Here is a 20,609-nt window from a genome sequence, read left to right as displayed (position 1 = left end):
CGCTTCACGGAACGATCTGTACGTCATGTCGGGCCCCGTGGTGTGCCTGGCGAGGCCGTATCGACGGCATGATTCGTTGTGTATGACGAATCATGTTGTGTCGCAGTGATTGAATTCGCGATCGCGGGTGCGGGGCACAGGGTACGGTGACCCCCGATCACGACCGCGTCGACCGATCCCGCCGGAGTCTCGTCCGGTTCGATCCGTCTCATCGAGTACCTGTGGTGCTCGACCGGGGCGGGTGGGATAGGTCGGTCCCGCGTGCAGCCGCTACAGTGGGGCCTCGTCTGAGGTCCTGCCCCTTTCACACAGGAGGATCTTGATGACACATCATTCCGGGCGTCGAATCATCTCGACGGCCATCGTCGCCACCGCGCTGGCAGGCGCACTGGCCACCGGCGGCGGAAGCGCGGCGGCAGATTCCTTGGACCCGATCGAGAACGTCGTTGGCGCCGGATCGGCGGCCACGTTGGTGATCGCGGACGAGATCGGGTCGTCGGAAGCGCTCACGACGGTAAGCAACGAGATCTTGGGCCCGGTTCTGGATGTGGGAAGCACGGAGCTCGGCTCTGTCTGCGCCGCCGCGCGGAACCTGTTGTTGGGCCAGAATTACTGCATCGCCCCTTTCAGCATGGGCGGACAGGGCTGATACCACTTCGAGCCGCAGCAACAACAGTGGGCGCCGCCGGAATCTCTCCGGCGGCGCCCACTGCTGTTACAGATCGATCCCTACATGTTCAGAGCCTTGCCCATGCCCCGCTCCACCGCGTCGACCAGGCGCGGACGCAGCTCGGCCGCCGGGACGATCGCGTGCACCGAGCCGACCTCGCGGGCCCGCTCGATGTTGTGGATCGCCTCGAACTCGGCGGCCACCTCGCCCAGCTTGGCCGACCGGACGGCGGAGCGCTCGGCGGCGAGCTCGACCCGCAGGCGGGTGCGTTCGGCGTTGTCCTCGGTCTCGGCCAGGCGAGCCTCGAGGTCCCGGACCGCGGGATCCGCCGCGGTGCGGGCGTTGACGTCGCGGGTGAACACCACGGCCGCGGCGGGCGCGCCGCCGAGCACCGAGGCGAAGGAGCCCTCGACCGCGAGCACCTCCATGTTCTCGTTCAGCGCACCGGAGAACACCACGAACGCGCCGCCGTGGTAGCGCGAGACCACCACGAACACGATCGGTCCGTCGAAGTTCACGATGGCGCGGCCGATCTCGGCGCCGTACTCGAGCTGCAGGTTCCGCAGCGACTCCGGGGAGCCGTCGAAGCCGGACAGGTTCGCCAGCACCACGACCGGGCGGTTGCCGCTGGCCGCGTTGATCGCGCGGGCCGTCTTCTTCGACGAGCGCGGGAACAGCGTGCCCGAGGTCCACTGGTCCGGGCCGTCGGTCGGGAACCAGCCCTTGCGGGCGATGGCGCGCGACTCGATGCCGATCACCGTCACCGCGTTGCCGCCGAGGTGGGCGTCGAACACCACGGAGGTGTCGGCGTCGGCCATGTCGGCCCACCGTTCGAGCACCGCGTGGTCCTGGTCGACCACGGAGCGCATCACGGTCCGGATGTCGAAGGGCTTCTTGCGGTCCGGGTTCGTCTCCCGAGAGAAGATCTCGCCGACCGTGGTGAACTCGCTCGACGGATGCACGTGCGGGAAGGTGCGGACGTCGCGGTCGATCGGGTCCGTGGACTCGGCCTTGCGCGGGAAGCGTTCGCCCGCAGCGAGGTACGAGTGCTCGTAGTGCGTGAACAGGACGCCGATGGCCGCCGTCAGGTTCGGCGCCCAGTACTGCGCCTGGCCGTTCGGGCCCATCACCCGGTCGTAGCCGCCGATGCCGAAGTTGTCCTCCGCGGAGACGCCGCCCGAGTAGTCGAGTGACTGCTTGCCGGTCAGCACCATCGCGCTGTCCGGGGTCATCACCAGGATGCCCTTGGTGTGCATCAACATCGTCGCCTCGGCGTTCCAGTAGGGCTGGGCGCCGACGTTGATCCCGGCGACGAGGACGTTGATCTCGCCGCCGTTCTGGGTGAACGTGATGATCCGGCGCAGCCCGCGCGAGACCCAGTCCATGTTCTCGGTGCCGGATTCCATCGAGATGGTGGCGCCGGACGAGAGGGCGAACCACTCGACGGGCACGCCGAGGCGCTCCGCCATGTCGATCGCGGCGACAACCCGGGAGCACTCGGCCTCGGCCACGGTGCCCAGCGCCTTCGTCGGGTCACCGAACAGTGCGACGCGGGTCATGCCCTCGGGGTGCCGCTTGGTGGGCGTGGTCACCAGGCCGACGATGATGCCCGCGGTGTTCCGCCCGTAGGCGCGCTCGACCGGGACCAACACGCCGGACTCGTCGAGGTCGTACTCGACGAACGTGCCGCCCGCCGACAGGGCGGGGATCAACTCGTAGGGGTAGACGGTGCCGCGGGCCTTGGAGCGCTGCACCTTCTGGGTGTACGCGTCCAACGGCTTGAGCGGCTCGGTCGGCGGCTCGGTGACCGCGACCTGCAGGCCCGCGCCCGAGCGGTACGAGAACCGAACCGCCACCTGACGCGGCGCCTCGTTGGGGGTCTCCTGCAGGCGGCCGATGATGGTGAGCTGCTCGAGTCCGGCGCCAACGGTCAGCGGTGCGACGTGCTGGGCGATCCGGGCGATCCGGTCGGCCGACACCTCGAACTTCGGCCACACGTAGAGCACAACGCGGTTGTTCTCGATGCGCTTGCTGCCGCGCTCGGCCTGGACCCGGCGGATGCCGTCGAGGCAGGCCACGACGGCCCGCTCGATGGCTGGCGCGGCGGCGATCTCGCCGTCCGCGTCCATCTGCAGCGTCAGGTCCCGCACCTGCGCCATCGCGATCAGCCGCTCGTCGGTCTGGTTCTCCTTGGCGACGAGACGGTACAGGAAGGTGTCGGCCGGGGCGGGCAGGCGGGTGCCGTCGAAGTTCTTGAGCCGCCACATGTTCAGACGCTGAGCGGTGAGCGGATGCATGTCGCGGATGATCTTGTCCTCGACCAGCCCGGCATCCGGCTCGGCCGCGGGCCGGAAGGTCACGACGCGCTGCACCGTGATGTCGCCGGGGGTCGCCACCGTGACGGTGACACGGCGCCAGGACACCGCTCCGCCGTGCTCCTGCAACGCGGTGCGCAGCGACTCGGCGAGGGTGTCGCCGTCGGTGGGGGCGTCCGGCCAGGCGAGATACAGGTCGATGACCTGGTTGACAGGGGCCGGACCGACCGCCGCGTCGACGACGGCCAGCGCCTCGTCGAGGCGGGCCCGCTCGGCGGCGACAGAGACCAGGCTCAGCTGCTCACCCGCGAGCTCGAAAGTGCCGGTGACGCAGGGCAACCCGTGGCCATCGAGGGTCTTGACGTCGTGCAGGCCGCGGATCTTGTAGTACTGCCGGGTGACCACCTCCAGCAGGTCACCGGGCAGCGACAGCGGGTCGGCGAGGAGGCCGACCAGCGGCTCGGGGGTGTCCACCAACGCGTCGATCCGCTCCGCGCGGTCGACCGCGCCCGGACGCTCCGCGAGGTACTGCAGGCTGCCCCGCACGCCGTCGTAGACCTGCTCGCGGGCCTTGCGGATCGCCGGCTCGTCGAAGATCCGGAACTGCAGGTTGCGGGCGACGTCGCCGACGACCGGGTAGCGCAGCTGGGTGGCGAGGACGAGACGGTCGAGGACCTCCGCAAGGGCGGGGTAGTTGTCCGTGCAGACGCGGCCGTCGTGCAGCCACTGCGCGAGCAGGCCGGCGACGATCGGAACCTGGGTCTCCATCCGCTGCTGCGCGACGAAGATCCGGTAGACGGCCTCCTCCAGCTCCTGGGTGCGGTCCAGGTCGTTGACGTCGTAGTGACGCAGCGACCGGGAGAGCTTGGCGCGGAACGAGTCCGGCATCCCGTGCACGTCCACGTCGAGGGACTGCAGGAAGGAGTGGAAATGCTCGCGCGGGCTGTGCACCCGCTCGACGGTGTCCTCCTCGTCGACGGTCGGCCGGTTGCGGGAGAGCTCGCACAGGTCCGCGAACGTGGTCAGCAGGTTCAGCTCGGCGGCGACGAGGGTGGTGTCGGACTCGGGGAGCGACTCACGCAGTGCGAGGTACTCGGCCAGCAGCGCGCGCGAGCGGGCGGCGTCGACGTCGAAGCCGGTGATCATCGCGCTCAGGGCGTCGAGCCGGGCCAGTGCCTCGGTGAGGTCGTCGCGGTCGCTGGTCTCGGGGGCGACGAACTCGACCCGCGGGGCCTGGGTGGTGACCGTCTCCTCGGCGACCTGGTCGACGCGCAGCAGCGGCGCGCCTGCGTCCACCTGGGCATTGACGACGGCGAGCACCTCGCGGACGGTGCCCGCGTAGGGCGCCCGGATCGCGGTCTCCATCTTCATCGCCTCGAGCACCACGAGGGTGTCGCCTGCCTCCACCTCGTCGCCGACGGCGACCGGGAGGGCGACCACCACGGCGGGGAGGGGGCGCGCACGACACCCGCCTCGTCCTGGCTGATCTGGTGGCTGATGCCGTCGACCTCGACGAGGTGATGGGCGGGGCCGGTGACGGAGACGATGTGGAACCGGCGGCCGCCGACCACGATCCGGCTCTCGAACTCGCTGAGCCGGTCGACGTCGACCTCGATCTCGCCGCTGTCGCCGTCGATCCGGTAGCGATGCGGTCCGATCTGACCGACCACGAACTGGTAGGCCTGGCCCTGGTAGCTGAGTTCGACGGGCCGGCCCACACCGTGCTTGGCGCGCGGCCTGCCGCCGCGTGCGGCGGCGAGGAACGCGCCGCGCTCGTGGGCCTCCTCCGCGTCGTACACGCCGACCGCGGTCGCCAGCAACGCCACTGCGGCGGCGGGCGTCGGGCCGTTCGCGCTGCCCGCGCCGGTGCGGTCGAGCCATCCGGTGTCCGCGCTGGCGGTGATCACCTCTTCGCGGTCCAGCAGGTCCAGCAGGAACGACTTGGTGGTGGTGCCGCCGTCGAGGACCACGGTGGTCTCGCGCAGCGCTGTGCGCAGCCGGGCGAGGGCCTCGGACCGGTCCCGGCCCCAGGCGATGACCTTGGCGACCATGGAGTCGTAGTCGGGCGGGATGACATCGCCCTGGGCGATGCCGGTGTCCACGCGCAGCCCGGATCCGAGCGGGAACTTGAGCAGGCGCACGGTGCCGGGGGCCGGGGCGAACCCGTTGTCGGCGTCCTCCGCGTTGAGCCGGGCCTCGACGGCGTGGCCGAACTCGGGCGGGCAGTCGCCGACCAGCGGGTCGCCGCCCGCGACCTGGATCTGCAGCTTGACCAGGTCGATGCCGGTGGTGGCCTCGGTGATGGGGTGCTCGACCTGCAGGCGGGTGTTGACCTCGAGGAAGGTGAAGACCTGCTGGGAGGGCTGGTACAGGTACTCGACGGTGGCGGCGCCGCAGTAGCCGGCCGCGCGCACCAGGTCGGCGGAGACGCCGCGCAGGTGGTCGGCCTGCTCCTTGCTCAGCAGGGGAGAGGCCGACTCCTCGATGACCTTCTGGTTCTTGCGCTGGATGGAGCAGTCCCGCACGCCGGGAGCCCAGACGTTGCCGTGTGCGTCGGCGATGACCTGGACCTCGACGTGCCGGGCCTCGGTGACCAGGCGCTCGATGAACACGACCGGGTCGCCGAAGGAACGCTCCGCCTCGCCCTGGGTGCGCTCGAGGGCGAGCTCGAGCTCGTCCTCGGCGAAGACCTTGCGGATGCCACGGCCACCGCCGCCGGAGCGGGCCTTGATGATCAGCGGGTACCCGATGGCCTGCGCGTGCCTGCGGGCGTCGGCGCGGGTCTCGACGGGGCCGCCGGACCACGGCGCGACCGGGACGCCGACCTTCTCGGCGAGCAGCTTGGCCTCGACCTTGTCACCGAGCAGGCGCATGGCGTCGCCGGAGGGGCCGATGAAGGTGATGTTCAGGCGGGCACAGAGGTCCGCGAAGGCCGGGTCCTCGGCGACGAAGCCCCAGCCAACCCAGACGGCGTCGGCCCTGGCCTCGATCAGCGCGCGCTCGAGCTCGGCGTGGTCGAGGTAGGGGGTGGCGGCTGTGGTGGACGGCCGCAGGGTGACACCCTCGTCCGCCTGCCGGACGAACATCGCCCGCCGCTCGGCATCCGTGTGCAGCGCGATCGTCGTGATGCCGTACGGGTGCTCGGCATTGAGCTCGCGCACTGCCCGGATCAGGCGAACCGCCGCCTCACCCCGATTGACCACCGCTACACGTTTGAACATCCTCGCCCACCGTTCTCGAAATGTGTGTGTCGACTGCGCCGCGCCTGCGCGACCGTCCGCCGTCCCGAACCCCCAGAAGGGGCCGGAGCCGGTGTGCAGTCCGGACCGGTTGGCCTGGGACATGCCCGACCGAGTGCGGTTGGGACCCGAAACCTCGTGTGGAAACGAAGTCGAGGCGCGAGCGAATTCGATCCGGTCACGCTTAATCCTCGCCCGGCCTGGCGTCCCAAGTCGACCCTGCCGGTACGCAAGCATGCAGTATTTCGTCGACATTGTCATGTCGCGTCCGCCGGGGCCGGCGGATCGACGAATGTCGTTGCAGTGCAGTCTGATTCGATCAGGCCCTGGCGGGGCCCGAACGGTGAATCGGTACTACCAACCGGTAATAAGATTCATACTGGCGAGTAGGTATAACGCGTACTCGTGAGTAGGAATTGATTTACTCGCGAGTAGGGTTACCGGCAGGCGAAGTTTTCATATTGAGAAAGATGCTGTTACGTCGAGTATCAATTTCCTGGCGAGAACACTTGATCTTGATAGTCGCAGGTGAATGGATTGTGCCCCGTGTGCCAAATCAAGTTGATCTTGCCGGCACCCCGGCAGGCCCCGGACCTGGACGTTTGCTCAAGTGGATTCGGTTTTCCGAATGATGTAGAACGGGTCTCAAGCGCTACTGGTCCGTGATCTTTCTCACAGAATCTCTGCGGGAATGCGACACGGCCGGAGCGCGGAAAGACAGGTCCCCGGGGACCGGAGCCGCTCACGGTTCCGGGCACGGGATTTCAGGAAAGGCGCGTAATGCTGCTGCCGATGTCACCGACCGACTCGATGTTCCTGCTGGGGAGTCCCGAGACCATCCGATGCACGTCGGGGGTCTGGCGCTCTTCACGCCGCCGGAGGGTGCAGGGGCGCGGGACGTGCGGGCGATGCTCGACGCGGCCTTCGCCAGGGGTGAGGTCTCGCCGCTGCTGCGCAAGCGGGCGCGGCGATCGGTGACCTCGCTCGGGCAGTGGGGCTGGGAGACCGACACCGACATCGACCTCGGCCACCACGTCAGCCACGAGGCGCTCCCGGCACCCGGTGGGCTCACCGAATTGCTCGAACTGGTCTCCCGCCTGCACAGCGGCCTGCTCGACCGCAGCCGCCCGCTGTGGGAGATGCATCTGATCGAGGGCCTCGAGGACGGCCGGTTCGCGGTCTACACGAAGATCCACCACGCCCTGGCCGACGGCGTGTCCGCGATGAAGCTGCTGCGCAGCGCGCTCAGCGAGGATCCGGAGGCGCGCGAGATGCCCGCCCCGTGGGAGCCGCTGGTACGGGAGCGTCCCGCGCTCGCGCTCGTCCCGGACGTCTCCGACGACGGTGCCGTCGAGCCCGCCCGCGGTGGTCCCCTCGACCTGGCGTCCGCGGTGCTGCGCGTCGCGCGTGGCGCCGTCGGCGAGGCGGTCGGCCTCCTGCCCGCGCTCGCGGGCACCGTCGACCGGGCCAGGCACGACCGCGGCGGGTCGCTCTCGTTCGCGGCGCCCAGCAGCATCTTCAACGTGCCGATCGGGGGTGCCCGGCGGTTCGCGGCGCAGTCCTGGCCGATCGAGCGGCTGCGGCTCGTCGCGAAGTGCGGTGACGCCACGATCAACGACGTGGTGCTGGCGATGTGCGCGGGCGCGCTGCGCGCCTACATGGACGAACTCGACGCGCTGCCTGCCGACCCGCTGATCGCGATGGTGCCCGTCTCGCTGCGGCGTGAGCCGCGGGAGGTCAAGGCGGGCAACGAGATCGGGCTGCTGATGTGCAATCTCGCCACGCATCTCGACGACCCGGCGGCCCGGCTCGACACGGTGCGCACCGCCATGCGCGAGGGGAAGGACTCGATGCGGACCATGAGCACCGCGCAGGTCCTGGCCACCAGCGCGCTCGGTGTCGCGCCGTTGGCGCTGGGCATGTTCGGGCTCGGCGGGCCGATCCGCCCGGCAAACGTGATGGTCTCCAACGTGCCGGGTCCAGGGACGCCCCTCTACTGGAACGGGGCCCGGCTGAGCGCGCTGTACCCGCTGTCGATCCCCGTCGACGGGCAGGCGCTGAACATCACCTGCACCAGCACCGACGACGAGATCGCGTTCGGGTTGACCGGCTGCCGCCGCAGCGTGCCGCCGCTGCAGCCACTACTCGGATATCTCGACGACGAGCTCACCGCGCTCGAGCGGGCCGTCGGATTGTGAAACCGGAGAGGGAGAGGACGATTCAATGCAGCTCGCCGCACATGACCAGTCCCTGTTTCGAGATGAGCCCGCGCCACACCGGGTCCGTTCTGCCGTGGCCATCGCGCTGGCCGCATCCGTCCCCTCCGCCGCGTCTGCGCTCCTGGTCACCGGGTCCGCGCTCGCGGGAGTTCTGATCGCCGCATTCACCGTCATCTGCGTCGGCCTGGCCGCCGTGATGATCTGACGCCGGACTGAGCTCACACGCTGCGCGCGGATCGCCTGATTCCGCGCATCGGCGCCACCGAATGTGCGGAGATTCCGCCTGCTCACGGTGGACCTCCTGCTCACCCGATCGGCCCGGCCAGCATCCACCGGTGACCGAACGGGTCCACCAGGGTGGCGCCGCGATGGCCGTTCTCGTTCGCAGGTTCGCGTTCGACGGCCGCGCCCGTCGCGCGAGCCCGCTCCAGGGTGGCGTCGGTGTCGGCGACCGGCAGCATCAGGCTCACCCCGGAACGGCCGGGGGCAGGCGCGGTGAAGCCGATCTCGGGGAACTCGTCGGCCAGGTACAGCGTGCCGTCGCCGATCGCCAGCTCGCAGTGACCGACCCGGCCGTCGGGCATCATCATCGGCTCGCCGTCGACGTGGGCGCCGAAGGCCTCGGCGTACCACTCGATCGCGCGGCGGGCGTCGGGCACGGACAGGTAGGGCAGGGCGGCGGGCCGGGGCACCACGGTCCGCTCCTGGTCGGGGTCGCGGGGGTCGGTCATGACGGCTCCTTGGTGGGTCGGCGGCGTCCACCTCCATCGTCGTCCCCTCGGCGCGGTCATCGGACCGCATTTGTTCCACTACGCTGGTGCCTTGTGCTGTCCGCTGTTCCTCGCCCGGTGATCGTCCGGGCACCGTCGAAGGTCAATCTGCACCTCGGCGTCGGTGACCTGCGCGAAGACGGCTATCACGAGCTCACCTCGGTCTTCCAGGCGCTCTCGCTGCACGACGACGTCGAGGTCCGCCATGCGGACGAGCTCTCGGTCGTGGTGCAGGGCGAGAGCGCGCGGGTGGTGCCGACGGACCACCGCAACCTGGTCTGGCAGGCGGCCGAGTTGCTCGCCGAGCGGGCGGGCCGGGAACCCGCGGTCGCGATCGCGATCGCCAAGGGCATCCCGGTCGCGGGTGGCATGGCCGGCGGTAGCGCCGACGCCGCGGCGACGCTGGTCGCCCTCGACGAGCTCTGGGAGCTCGGCCTCGAGCGCGCCGATCTGGACGAGTACGCGGCCCGGCTCGGCAGCGACGTGCCGTTCTCGCTGCGCGGCGGCACCGCGATCGGTACCGGTCGCGGGGAGAAGCTGCTGCCGGTGCTGTCCCGCAACACCTTTCACTGGGTCCTCGCGCTCGCCAAGGGTGGGCTGCGGACCCCGGACGTGTTCCGCGAGCTGGACCGGTTGCGGGCCGAGGGCGACCCGCCCCGGCTCGGTGACCCCGACGAGCTGATGCACGCACTGGCCATCGGCGATCCCCATCAGCTGGCCCCCCTGCTCGGTAACGACCTGCAGCCCGCGGCGCTGTCCCTCAAGCCGGAGCTGCGCCGCACCCTGCGGGCGGGTACCGCCGCGGGTGCCCTGGCCGGGATCGTCTCGGGCTCTGGGCCCACCTGTGCCTTTCTCTGCGCGGACGCCGACGCGGCCGTGGCGGTCAGCGCGGAACTGGCGGGCGCGGGCGTCTGCCGGACCGTGCGAACAGCCCACGGCCCGGTGCCCGGTGCCCGCGTGATCGACGACAAGACGGAGCACTGATGGCGAATCTGATCAATCTGGAGCAGGTCTCGAAGTCATTCGGGATCAAACCGCTGCTCGACTCGGTGTCGCTCGGCGTCCAGGAGGGCGAGCGGATCGGTGTCGTGGGCCTCAACGGCGGCGGCAAGACGACCATGCTCGAGGTGCTCGCAGGCATCGAGCCGCCGGACTCCGGCCGGGTGAGCCGGGTCGGCGGACTGCGGATGGCGGTGGTGACCCAGCGCGGCGTGCTGCCCGCGGGCTCGAGCGTCGCCGACGTGGTCCTCGCCCCGCTCGGGGTCGACGAACACGAATGGGCGGGCAACGCCCGGATCCGGTCGATCCTGACAGGCATCGGCATCGACGCCGTCGGCCTCGATCGCATGGTCGAGGGGCTGTCCGGTGGCGAGCGGCGCCGGGTGGCGCTGGCCGCGGCGCTGGTGCAAGACCTGGACCTGCTGGTGCTCGACGAGCCGACCAACCACCTCGACGTCGAGGGCGTGCAGTGGCTGGCCGAGCATCTCGTCGACCGGCGCAGTGCCCTCGTCGTGGTGACCCACGACCGGTGGTTCCTCGACACCGTCGCCAACCGCACGTGGGAGGTCGTCGGCGGAAAGGTCGAGGCCTACGAGGGCGGCTACAACGACTGGATCTTCGCCCGCGCCGAGCGTTCCCGGCAGGCCGACGCCTCCGAGGAGCGTCGCCGGAACCTGGCCCGCAAGGAACTCGCCTGGCTGCGTCGCGGTGCGCCCGCGCGTACCTCCAAGCCCAAGTACCGGATCGAGGCAGCCGAGGCGCTGATCGCCGACGTGCCCCCGCCGCGGGACAAGGTCGCGCTGGCGTCGTTCGCGAACAGCCGACTCGGCAAGGTGGTCATCGAACTCGAGGACGCCACGATCGCCGCGCCGGACGGCCGGGAACTGGTGAACGATCTGACCTGGCGCTTGGCGCCCGGCGAGCGCATCGGCCTGGTCGGCGTCAACGGCTCCGGCAAGACCACGCTGCTGCGCACCCTCGCGGGTGAACTCGAGCCCGCGACGGGCCGACGGAAGCAGGGTCAGACCGTCAAGATCGGTTGGCTCCGCCAGGAACTCGACGACCTGCCGACCGACCTGCGCGTGCTCGAGGCGGTCAAGGACGTCGCCGAGCGGATCGTGTTGGGCGACAAGGAAATATCCGCTGGTCAGCTGGCCGAGCGGCTGGGCTTCACACCGGCCCGTCAGCGCACCCGGGTGGGCGATCTGTCCGGCGGCGAGCGCCGACGGCTGCAGCTGACCCGGGTCCTGATGTCCGAGCCGAACGTGCTGCTGCTCGACGAGCCGACCAACGATCTGGACATCGACACGTTGCAGCAGCTCGAGGACATCCTCGACGGCTGGGCGGGCACGATGGTGGTGATCAGTCACGATCGCTACCTGATCGAGCGGATCTGTGACTCCACCTGGGCGCTGTTCGGTGACGGCAAGCTCACCAACCTGCCCGGGGGCATCGTCGACTACCTGCGCAGGCGTCGGGCCGCGGTCGAGGCCGCCGGTACCACCAGCCAGGCGCTGTCGGGTTCGTCCGCACCCGCACAGGTGAGGGACGGCGCCGCGGACCGGGCGGCCCGCAAGGAGCTGAGCAAGCTCGAGCGCCAGATCGTCAAGCTCGACGAGCGCGAGACCAAGCTGCACGCGGCGTTGGCGGAGGCCGCGACCGATCCGGCGAAGCTGCAGTCGCTGGACGCGGAGCTCAAGCAGGTCGTGATGGACAAGGACGGCGCCGAGGAGCGCTGGATGGAGCTGGCCGCCGAGCTGGAGTGAACCGGCGCTCACCCATTCCGGTCTCCTTCGCAGGCGAAGAAGACTAGTCTGCGAGCAGGTCAGTATCTGTGCATGAGTCCCGTCATGGAAGGCGTGCATCATGGATCTGGAGGCCGTCGCCGAGATCTGCAGACTCAAATACCGGTACACCCGCGCGCTGGATACCAAGGATTGGGCCACGTTCCGCGACACCCTGTTGCCCGACGCGACGGCGACCTACGGCGAGCATCTCCGGTTCGAGGATCGTGATGCGCTGGTCTCCTTCATGGAGATCACGCTCGCCCCGCACGTGCTGACCGAGCACCTGACCGGACAGCCCGAGATCGACGTGAACGGTGACAGCGCGTCCGGGGTCTGGGTGCTCTCGGACACGGTGATCATTCCGGAGGACGGGATGATGCTGCGCGGTGCGGCCTACTATCACGATCGGTACGCCAGGGGCGCGGACGGTCAATGGCGCATCTCGCACACGGGCTACGAGCGCACCTACGAGGTGGTCATCTCCCTCGCCGACATCCCGAGCTTCCAGGTCACCTCGAGCCGGTGGGCGCTCTCGGTGACCCCGGCCGCCACCCAGGCCTCCGCCTGACGGAGACCGGCGGGTCGAAACGTGTTCGGCCCGAGGCACTCTCGGTCGGCGGTTCGGCGTCGAGGTGCGCGCAACCGCGGTCGGGGCCTAGGGTTCGATCGTGCCTGACATCGCGCCCCGGTCCTCGTTTGCCGACACCCGCGCGTGGCTGCGCGCCCTGCCCGCCCTGACGGCCAACGCGGCGCCTGCCGATGTCCTGGACCCGACGCCCACCCCGTCGCCGCTGTTCCTGCGCTGGCTGGAGGACGCGGTCGCGGCCGGGGTGCCGGAACCCCAGGCCGCCGTGCTGTCGACGACGGGGGACGACGGCCGGGTCGACGCCCGGGTGCTCATCCTCAAGGACCTCGACGAGCGGGGCTGGTGGTTCTCGGGCTCGGTGGTCTCCCCGAAGGGTCGTCAGCTGGCGGCGAACCCCTCGGCGGCGCTGACCTTCTACTGGGCGGGGGTGGGCAGGCAGGTCCGGGTCCGCGGCCACGCCGAGCCGGGGGAGGCGCAGGTGAGCGCGCGGGACTACCTCGAACGCTCGGTGACCGCCCGCGCGGTGGCCGCTGCCAGCCGACAGAGCGAGGTCCTGGTCGATGCGGTCGAGTACGACCACGCGGTCGCCGAGACGGTCGTCCGGATCGAGGCCGACCCGGGCCTCGTCGCGCCCGCCTGGCAGGCTTGGTGCCTGGTCCCGGACAGCGTCGAGTTCTGGCTCGCCGATCCGGGGCGCAGACACCAACGGTTGCGGTACCGGCGGCCCGGGCCGCCCGCGGGGCGGTCGACCGCTGGGTGGATCACGGACGTCCTGTGGCCGTGACCAGAACATGTGAACGGGAGTGTGCATGAGCTTCATCCGGACCAACGTCGCGGGCGGCGTCGGCGAGATCGTGCTGGATCGGCCGAAGGCGCTCAACGCCCTCGACCCGAGCATGATCCGTGACCTGTACGAGCCGCTGCTGCGCTGGCGTGACGACCCGGCGGTCGAGACGGTCCTTGTGACCAGCGGTTCCGAGCGGGCGTTCTGCGCGGGCGGCGACATCAAGGCCGTGCGCGAGGCTGTGCTGCGCGGCGACCGGGAGTTCGTGCACGGGTTCTTCGCCGACGAGTACCGCCTCAACCTGCTGATCGGCGAGTACCCGAAGCCGTACATCTCGCTGATCGACGGCGCCGCGATGGGCGGCGGGCTCGGCATCTCGGTGCACGGCTCGGTCCGGGTGGTGACCGAGCGGGCGGTGCTGGCCATGCCGGAGACCGCGATCGGGTTCTTCCCGGACGTGGGCGCGAGCCACTTCCTGCCGCGGCTGACCGGCGCGGCCGGGATGTATCTCGGGCTCACCGGCGCCAGGGCCTCGGCGGGCGACGCGGTCGCGTTCGGACTGGCGACGCATTTCGTGCCGAGCGAGCGGTTGGCGGAGCTGGCCGACGCGATCCGCGGTGGCTCGGCCACCGAGGCGCTCGAGAAGTTCGGCGAGCAGGCCCCCGAGGCGCCGCTGGCCGCGCGGCAGGCGGAGATCGACGAGGTGTTCGCGCAGGGCACCCCCGCGGACATGCTGGCGGGGCTGACCGGGGACGACGAGTGGACGACGCAGGCGCGGACCGCGCTGACCGCGGTGTCGCCGACCGCCGCCTTCGTCACCGCGGAGCTGATCCGGCGCGGCGCGGACGACGAGCTGTCGCGGTGCCTCGATCGTGAGCTGGCGCTGACCGCCCCTGTGACCACCGGGCCCGACTTCGCCGAGGGCGTGCGCGCGGTGCTGGTCGACAAGGACCGCAACCCATCCTGGTCGCCGTCGAGCCTCGCCGAGGTGGACCGCGACGCGATCGCCGCGCTGTTCGCCTAGCCCGCCCGCCCCGCCGAGTGTGCAGCTGCGGTCGCCCTTCCCTGGCGATGCCCCGGCAACTGCACACTCGGCCGGGTTCGGGGGCGCGCGGATAGCATCGAATCCGCCATCCCTACTGGAGGAGCCAGCAATCGTGATCACCGAGATCCTCGCCCGTGCGGCGCTGAGCCCGATCCCGTCCGCCCGGGCGATCGCCGCGAAGTTCCTGCCGATCCGCGAGCACCGGATCGAGGGCAAGCGGATCCTGCTGACCGGGGCCTCGTCCGGGGTGGGGGAGGCTGCCGCACGGCGACTCGCCGCCGAGGGCGCCGAGCTGATCCTCGTCGCACGGGGCGCCGAGGCGCTCGAGGCCGTGCGCGACGAGATCGTGGGCGAGGGCGGGACCGCGCACGCCGTGCCCTGCGACCTCACCGACCCCGACGACGTGGACCGGTTGCGGACCCTCGTCCGTGACGAGCTCGGTCCCGTCGACGTGCTCGTCAACAATGCGGGCCGGTCGATCCGCCGCCCGGTCGAGGAATCTCTCGATCGGTTCCACGACTTCGAACGCACGATGGCCCTGAACTACTTCGGCCCGGTGCGGCTCACCCTCGCGCTGTTGCCGGAGATGCTCGAGCGACGGCAGGGACACGTGGTCAACGTGGCCACCTGGGGCGTGCCGGGCGGCGTCATGCCCAAGTTCGCGGCGTACCACGCGTCGAAGTCCGCGGTCAGCGCGTTCGGGCGCGACCTCGGCGCCGAACTCGACGGCCGCGGGGTATCCGTGACGACCGTGCACTTCCCGCTGATCCGCACCCCGATGATCGCGCCGACCAAGGACTACGACGCGATGCCAGCGCTGACCCCAGAGGACGCGGCGTCCTGGCTGGTCACCGCGATCCGAACCCGGCCGGTCGAGCTGCTCCCGACCTACGCGGAGCTGCTGCGGTTCCTGGACAACTTCGCCCCGACGGTCACCGACGCCCTCGTGCGGCGCGCCGGGATCTGACCGCTGCCGGTCGAGTGTGCGGCTATCGGGGCATCGCCCGGGTGGCGGCGACGGTGGGTGCACACTCGGCGGGGCCGGAGCGGGGGAGCCGAAGGGCAAGCCGGACGCCGCCGAGCGGGCTGTCCACCAACTCCACGGTGCCGCCGTGCAGCTCGGCCTGCTGGGCGACCAGCGCGAGCCCCAGCCCGGACCCCTCGGAGTCGGAGCCGGAGCCGGTGCCGCGGACGAAGCGCTCGAACACCGATGCCCGCTCGGCCTCCGGCACGCCGCTTCCGTCGTCGTCGACGGTGATGACGGCGGCGCCGTCGGCGTCAGCGCGGACGGTGACGAGCACCCGCCCGGCCCCGCCGTGCCGGACCGAGTTGGTGATGGCGTTGTCGAGCACAACTCGTAGCCCGGTCGGAATGCCGCGCACGACAACGGGTTCGGGTGCGGAGACGGTGATGTCCAGGTCGGGGTGGATGCGCTCGGCCGCCTGCACGCAGCGGTCGACGAGCTCGGCCAGGTCCAGCTGCTCGTGGTCCGCGACGTCGGACAGCTCGCCGACCGCGAGCCGTTCGAGGTCGGTCAGGGTCGTCTCGACCTGACGCTGCGTGCCGAGCAGGTCGCGGAGGATCTCCTCGCGCTCCTCGCCGGTGAGCCGCATCGTCGAGAGCACCTCGAGGTCGGTCCGCATCGAGGTCAGCGGGGTGCGCAACTCGTGCGCGGACACCGCGGCGAAGTCGCGTGCCGAACCAAGAGCTTCCTCGGTCCGCTTCTGGGCAGCGGCGATCCGGTCGAGCATGTGCCCCATCGCCTCCGACAGGTCCTCGGCCTCCCGCGCCCCGCGCACGCTCGGACGCGCCGCCCTTGGGTCGTCGCCGATGTCGTGGGTGGCATCGGCCAGTAGCCGCAGCGGGCGCACCGCCCGCCCGGCCAGCAGCCAGCCCAGCCCGCCCGCCGCCGCGATCGCCACCACGGCGGCGATCGCGACCGCCACCTGCTGCTGCCGGATGGCCTGGGTCAGCGGGTCCTCCGGGACGGTCAGCGCGAGGAAGGCGCCCGGTTCTCCGGGGACCGCGACGTCGCGGACGCGGACCGCGGTGCCTGCCATCAGCTCGGTTCTGGTCGCATCCTCGGCCACGGCGGCCTCCGCGGACCCTGTGGCCACGACGGCGGGCAGCGGGAGGGCCGGCGCCATGACTGCCGTGTCGGCCGCGTCGGTCGGGACCGCCAACGTCACCGAGTCGAGCGTCCGGTCGATCTGCTCGGAGCCGTTCACCCGCAGGAATATGGCGATGGCGGCGCCGATCGCGACGATGACCACGGCCGCGGACAGCGCCGACACGATGGCGACCCGCGCCCGCAGCGACAGCGACCGCCTCACGGTTGCGCCCGCAGGACGAATCCGACGCCGCGGACGGTGTGCAGAACTCGTGGCATCGAGTTCGCCTCCAGTTTCTTGCGTAGATAGGTGACGAAGACGTCGACCACGTTGGTGTCGGCGTCGAAGTCATAGCCCCAGACCAGGCGCAGCAGCTGGGGCCGGCTGAGAACGACGCCCGCGTTCTCCGCCAGCGCGCCGAGCAGGTCGAATTCGCGCTTGGTCAGGTCGAGCCTGCGGCCGGCGACATGGGCGCGCCGCCCGGGCAGGTCCACCTCAAGGGCCCCGACCGTCACGGTCCCGGCCGGTGCGACGGCCCTGGGTGCCCGCCGCAGCAGTGCCCGCAGCCGGGCGACCAGCTCGCCGAGCTCGAACGGCTTGGTCAGGTAGTCGTCCGCGCCCGCCTCGAGGCCCGCGATCCGGTCCCCGACCGAGCTGCGCGCGCTGAGCACGCAGATCGGCACCTCGTTGCCCATCGCCCGCAGCGCGGTGACCACGCCAACGCCGTCGAGGCCCGGCATGTTCACGTCGAGGACGATCGCGGCGGGGCATTCGTCGGACACGGCCCGCAGGGCGGAGGCCCCGTCCGTCGCGGTGTCGGTGTGAAACCCGGACAGACGGAGCCCCCGCTCCAGCGAGGCCAGGACCTTGGGGTCGTCGTCGACGACGAGGATGCGGGCGGTATCGGTCACCGCATCCATGGTGCCAGGGCCGCGAGGGTGTCCTAGCAGGCGCGGGCCACGGTCACGGCACCTGCCGGGGCGCTCTCGTCCATCTGGATGTCCAGCGTCTGCACCTCGCCCTCGGGAGAACGGCAGGGGCGGCGTCGCGCACGATCATTCCGTCGGCGATCATCCGCTGCGCTTCCTCCTCGGTCAGCATCTTCGTGACGGCAAGTCCCGGCTCGCCTGCGGGGGTGGCAGGGACAGTCGCGACGGCGGGCGCCGCGGTCCCGTTCTCGATCATCTTCTGCAGTGTCTCCGGGCTGAGTTCGATGGCCATCGCCGCGCAGGTCTCCGCGTCCAGGGGCACGCCGGCCACCGCGGGGGCCGACTCGCCGACGGCGACCGCCGCGCCCTGCGGGATGGCGTCGTTCGCCCACGCCACGCCGGGCACCGCGATCGCGGCGGCGGCAGCCAGCCCGGCGGCCGCGATCCCGGCGCGCTTGCGGACGATGCCGGTGTTGAGGGACTTACGCATTGGGGTCTCCTTCGGTCGTGTGTCGGAGCCGGAGGTGGCCTCGACACGACCCAAGGTAGGGACGAAAAACTCGGCGCCCGTTAGCGAATCATTAGGGGTTGGTTAGACCCGCACGGGTGTCGTCCGACGCTGGATCCGCAGCCACACCGCGAACCCCCACACCACGAAGCCCGCGTAGACCAGGTACAGGATCGCCGACGGGTAGTAGCCGGCCTTGAGCAGCAGCGGGACGCCGACGACGTCGACGGCGATCCAGATCAACCAGAACTCGGTCCAGCCGCGGGCCATCCCGTAGGTGGCGAGCATCGAGCCCATGAAGATCCACGCCTCCGCCCACGGCCCGTATGACCCGAGCCGGGCGAAGATCTGCGCGAACGCCACGGTGCCCGCGGCCATCGCGAGGACCAGCAGGAGCCGGTCCCGCGGCGGCGCCCACCGCGGCTGCACCGCCTGGCCGGACTCGTGCCGCGAACGCACCCACTGCGTCCAGCCGTACACGCTCACGCTGATGAACATCAGCTGGCGGCCGGCCTGGCCGTACAGGTTCAGCTCCTGTGGGGTGTGGAACAGCGCGCCCATGAACACGGTGAACAGCAACGCGTTTCCGGCGATGCCGACCGGCCACGCCCACACCACGCGCTTCATCCCGCCGATCGCGGACGCGATACCGAATGTGTTGCCGACGATCTCGCGCCACAGGATCGTGGCCCCGCCGATGTGCAGTTCCGCATCGAACAGGGTGAGCAGCGGGTTCACGGAGCTAGTCGGCGGTCGCGACGAGCGGCTCGAGGGTCAGCTCAGGAAGCTCCTTCTGCAGGTACTGCAGCCGCCACTTGTCGCTGATCAGGGCGAGCATCACACCGTCGGACCTGGTGAAGACCTCGACCCCGCGCTGGCGGCCCAGCTCGGTGGCCGACTCGGCGTCCGTGCGGCGGGCCAGCGCGTAGGGCAGGCCCTCCATCCGGGCCTCCACCGAGAATTCCGCCTTCATCCGCGCGGCAACCACCTCGAACTGCATCGGGCCGACGGCCGCCATCACCGGCGCCGCGTCGCCGCGAATGTCGTTGCGCAGCACCTGGACCACGCCCTCGGAGTCGAGCTGCTCCACCGCACGGCGGAACTGCTTGTACTTGCTCGCGCTCTCCGCGCGCAGCACCGAGAAGTGCTCGGGCGCGAACGAGGGGATCGGCGGGAACTCCACCTTCTTGTCCGTGAACAGGGTGTGGCCGGGGGCAAGGGCGGTCGCGTTCACCAGGCCGACCACGTCGCCCGGGTACGCCGACTCGACAGTGGAGCGCTCGCGGCCGAACACGGTCTGCGCGTACTTGGTGGTGAAGGGCTTGCCGGTCTGGGCATGCGTCACCACCATCCCGCGCTCGAAGACGCCGGAGACGATCCGCATGAACGCCAAGCGATCTCGGTGGCTCGTGTCCATGCCCGCCTGCACCTTGAACACCACCGCGCTGAACGGATCCGTGACCTCGCGCAGGGCGCCCTTGATGTCGTCGCGCGGGCCGGGGGCCGGCGCGAGCGCCACCAGGGTGTCGAGGATCTGCCGGACACCGAAGTTCAGCATCGCGGAGGCGAAGATGACCGGGGAGGTCTGCCCGGCCAGGAACATCTCCTGGTCGTGGTCCTGCCCGCTGGCGGAGAGCAGCTCGCTCTCCTCGACCGCGGTGTCCCAGTCGGAGCCGTCACGCGCCGCGGCGGCGTCGGCGTCGAGGATCTCCTCGGGTGCGATCGTGGCGCCGCCCGCGGTGCGGGTGAACCGGATGTACTCCTGCGGGGCGCCGTCCTCGCCGCGCCGCAGCAGGCCGCGGAAGTCGCCCGCGATGCCCACCGGCCAGTACAGGGGAGTCGGGGTCAGGCCGATCCGCTCGTGGATCTCGTCGAGCAGCTCCAGCGGGGTCTGTCCCGGGCGGTCCCACTTGTTGATCACGGTGATGACCGGGATGCCGCGGTGGCGACACACCTGGAACAGCTTGAGGGTCTGCGGCTCGAGGCCCTTGGCGGCGTCGATCAGCATGACCGCGGCGTCGACGGCGGTGAGCACCCGGTAGGTGTCCTCCGAGAAGTCGGAGTGACCCGGGGTGTCGACGAGGTTGATGACGCTGATCGGATCGTTCGGCTCGGACTCGCCGGACTTGTAGTTGAACTGCAGTGCGGTCGAGCTGACCGAGATGCCGCGGGCCTTCTCCATCTCCATCCAGTCGGAGACGGTGGACCGGCGACCGGCCTTGCCGTGCACGGCGCCCGCCTCCGAGATCATCTTCGCGTGCAGCGCGAGCGCTTCGGTGAGCGTGGACTTACCGGCGTCCGGGTGCGAGATGACCGCGAAGGTCCGTCGCCGGGCGGCCTCGGCGGCCAGGCCCTTCGGCGTTGCGGGGGTCCCGGCCGAGGCGACCTCCGCGGGGGCGTCGGGGAGGTGGAGGCAGACGCCGGCGCGGGCTCGGTGGTCACCGGGATTCCTAACTGATATGAGACGGACAAGATGGCGAAACGCCAATATGCCAGGCTACCCGTGCGGGTGGCGCCTATGCTCGAGTGCACCCCGAACCAGGCCGTGGCCCCGCGGGAGTAACGGCCGAACTGCGTTTCCGGAAGTACCAGTGAGGGCTCTGGGGCCCTCGGTGCGGCGTTCACCGCGCCCGACCGCCTCGTCCCT

At 70.6% G+C, this 20,609-nt stretch carries 14 protein-coding genes and 2 pseudogenes; 9 read left to right on the top strand and 7 right to left on the bottom strand.

Going from position 1 to position 20,609, the window contains the following annotated elements:
* The first annotated feature begins 322 nt into the window (after window positions 1-322).
* Window positions 323-649 carry a hypothetical protein gene (locus tag BTZ20_RS20325; protein WP_077042605.1) on the top strand — a complete coding sequence of 109 codons (327 nt, stop codon included), beginning with the start codon at window positions 323-325 and terminating at the stop codon, window positions 647-649.
* Between the two features lie 80 nt (window positions 650-729).
* Here the strand turns inward: BTZ20_RS20325 and BTZ20_RS29550 are convergent.
* Window positions 730-6,206: pseudogene (locus BTZ20_RS29550) on the bottom strand (carboxyl transferase domain-containing protein).
* 798 nt (window positions 6,207-7,004) lie between these two features.
* Between BTZ20_RS29550 and BTZ20_RS20315 the strand changes: the two are divergent.
* Both BTZ20_RS20315 and BTZ20_RS26920 read left to right on the top strand, forming a co-directional pair.
* Window positions 7,005-8,422, top strand: a pseudogene (locus tag BTZ20_RS20315) (WS/DGAT/MGAT family O-acyltransferase).
* A gap of 25 nt (window positions 8,423-8,447) precedes the next feature.
* A complete protein-coding gene (locus BTZ20_RS26920) occupies window positions 8,448-8,648 on the top strand; it encodes a hypothetical protein (RefSeq protein WP_145982370.1) in 201 nt (66 codons plus the stop codon).
* Between the two features lie 100 nt (window positions 8,649-8,748).
* Here BTZ20_RS26920 and BTZ20_RS20310 read toward each other — a convergent pair whose 3' ends face one another.
* Complete coding sequence (locus BTZ20_RS20310) at window positions 8,749-9,174, bottom strand: VOC family protein (RefSeq protein WP_077042604.1); 426 nt, start codon at window positions 9,172-9,174, stop codon at window positions 8,749-8,751.
* Window positions 9,175-9,267: 93 nt separating this feature from the next.
* On the opposite strand from BTZ20_RS20310, the gene BTZ20_RS20305 reads away from it, so the two are divergent.
* The 6 genes from BTZ20_RS20305 to BTZ20_RS20280 all read left to right on the top strand — a co-directional run bounded on the left by BTZ20_RS20305 (window position 9,268) and on the right by BTZ20_RS20280 (window position 15,381).
* Entirely contained in the window at window positions 9,268-10,197 is a 930-nt protein-coding gene (locus BTZ20_RS20305; RefSeq protein WP_077042603.1) for a 4-(cytidine 5'-diphospho)-2-C-methyl-D-erythritol kinase, read from the top strand.
* Window positions 10,197-11,978: an ABC-F family ATP-binding cassette domain-containing protein gene (locus BTZ20_RS20300; RefSeq protein WP_077042602.1), complete on the top strand. Its 1,782-nt coding sequence runs from the start codon at window positions 10,197-10,199 to the stop codon at window positions 11,976-11,978. The genes BTZ20_RS20305 and BTZ20_RS20300 overlap by 1 nt, the downstream gene beginning before the upstream one ends.
* A gap of 100 nt (window positions 11,979-12,078) precedes the next feature.
* Complete coding sequence (locus BTZ20_RS20295) at window positions 12,079-12,567, top strand: nuclear transport factor 2 family protein (RefSeq protein ID WP_077042601.1); 489 nt, start codon at window positions 12,079-12,081, stop codon at window positions 12,565-12,567.
* Between the two features lie 100 nt (window positions 12,568-12,667).
* A complete protein-coding gene (locus tag BTZ20_RS20290; protein WP_077042600.1) occupies window positions 12,668-13,369 on the top strand; it encodes a pyridoxal 5'-phosphate synthase in 702 nt (233 codons plus the stop codon).
* Between the two features lie 19 nt (window positions 13,370-13,388).
* The gene (locus BTZ20_RS20285; RefSeq protein ID WP_145982369.1) at window positions 13,389-14,393 is read left to right on the top strand and encodes an enoyl-CoA hydratase/isomerase family protein; all 1,005 of its coding nucleotides are present in this window, start codon (window positions 13,389-13,391) and stop codon (window positions 14,391-14,393) included.
* A 130-nt stretch (window positions 14,394-14,523) separates the two neighbouring features.
* Window positions 14,524-15,381 (top strand): SDR family oxidoreductase, encoded by an 858-nt coding sequence (locus tag BTZ20_RS20280; protein ID WP_411269161.1) that lies wholly within the window; start codon window positions 14,524-14,526, stop codon window positions 15,379-15,381.
* A gap of 22 nt (window positions 15,382-15,403) precedes the next feature.
* Here BTZ20_RS20280 and BTZ20_RS20275 read toward each other — a convergent pair whose 3' ends face one another.
* The 5 genes from BTZ20_RS20275 to BTZ20_RS20255 all read right to left on the bottom strand — a co-directional run bounded on the left by BTZ20_RS20275 (window position 15,404) and on the right by BTZ20_RS20255 (window position 20,312).
* Window positions 15,404-16,747, bottom strand: coding sequence for a sensor histidine kinase (locus tag BTZ20_RS20275; protein WP_077042598.1), 1,344 nt, complete (start codon window positions 16,745-16,747; stop codon window positions 15,404-15,406).
* A complete protein-coding gene (locus BTZ20_RS20270) occupies window positions 16,744-17,445 on the bottom strand; it encodes a response regulator transcription factor (protein ID WP_077042597.1) in 702 nt (233 codons plus the stop codon). The genes BTZ20_RS20275 and BTZ20_RS20270 overlap by 4 nt, the downstream gene beginning before the upstream one ends.
* Before the next feature lie 43 nt (window positions 17,446-17,488).
* Window positions 17,489-17,944, bottom strand: coding sequence for a hypothetical protein (locus BTZ20_RS20265; RefSeq protein ID WP_077042596.1), 456 nt, complete (start codon window positions 17,942-17,944; stop codon window positions 17,489-17,491).
* Window positions 17,945-18,046: 102 nt separating this feature from the next.
* A complete protein-coding gene (gene pnuC, locus BTZ20_RS20260; protein WP_077042595.1) occupies window positions 18,047-18,700 on the bottom strand; it encodes a nicotinamide riboside transporter PnuC in 654 nt (217 codons plus the stop codon).
* Between the two features lie 4 nt (window positions 18,701-18,704).
* Window positions 18,705-20,312, bottom strand: a complete 1,608-nt coding sequence (locus tag BTZ20_RS20255; RefSeq protein WP_077043858.1) for a peptide chain release factor 3 — start codon at window positions 20,310-20,312, stop codon at window positions 18,705-18,707.
* Window positions 20,313-20,609 lie beyond the last annotated feature (297 nt).

The sequence above is a fragment of the Rhodococcus sp. MTM3W5.2 genome (assembly GCF_001984015.1).
In the GTDB taxonomy this organism is placed as follows: domain Bacteria; phylum Actinomycetota; class Actinomycetes; order Mycobacteriales; family Mycobacteriaceae; genus Rhodococcus_G; species Rhodococcus_G oryzae.
This window is presented reverse-complemented; position numbering and strand designations above follow the sequence as displayed.

Coding starts and splice junctions, on each gene's coding strand:
- BTZ20_RS20265 (WP_077042596.1), bottom strand. CDS start 17,944: ATGCGTAAGTCCCTCAACACCGGCATCGTCCGCAAGCGCGCCGGGATC.
- BTZ20_RS20310 (WP_077042604.1), bottom strand. CDS start 9,174: ATGACCGACCCCCGCGACCCCGACCAGGAGCGGACCGTGGTGCCCCGG.
- BTZ20_RS26920 (WP_145982370.1), top strand. CDS start 8,448: ATGCAGCTCGCCGCACATGACCAGTCCCTGTTTCGAGATGAGCCCGCG.
- BTZ20_RS20325 (WP_077042605.1), top strand. CDS start 323: ATGACACATCATTCCGGGCGTCGAATCATCTCGACGGCCATCGTCGCC.
- BTZ20_RS20300 (WP_077042602.1), top strand. CDS start 10,197: ATGGCGAATCTGATCAATCTGGAGCAGGTCTCGAAGTCATTCGGGATC.
- BTZ20_RS20270 (WP_077042597.1), bottom strand. CDS start 17,445: ATGGATGCGGTGACCGATACCGCCCGCATCCTCGTCGTCGACGACGAC.
- BTZ20_RS20295 (WP_077042601.1), top strand. CDS start 12,079: ATGGATCTGGAGGCCGTCGCCGAGATCTGCAGACTCAAATACCGGTAC.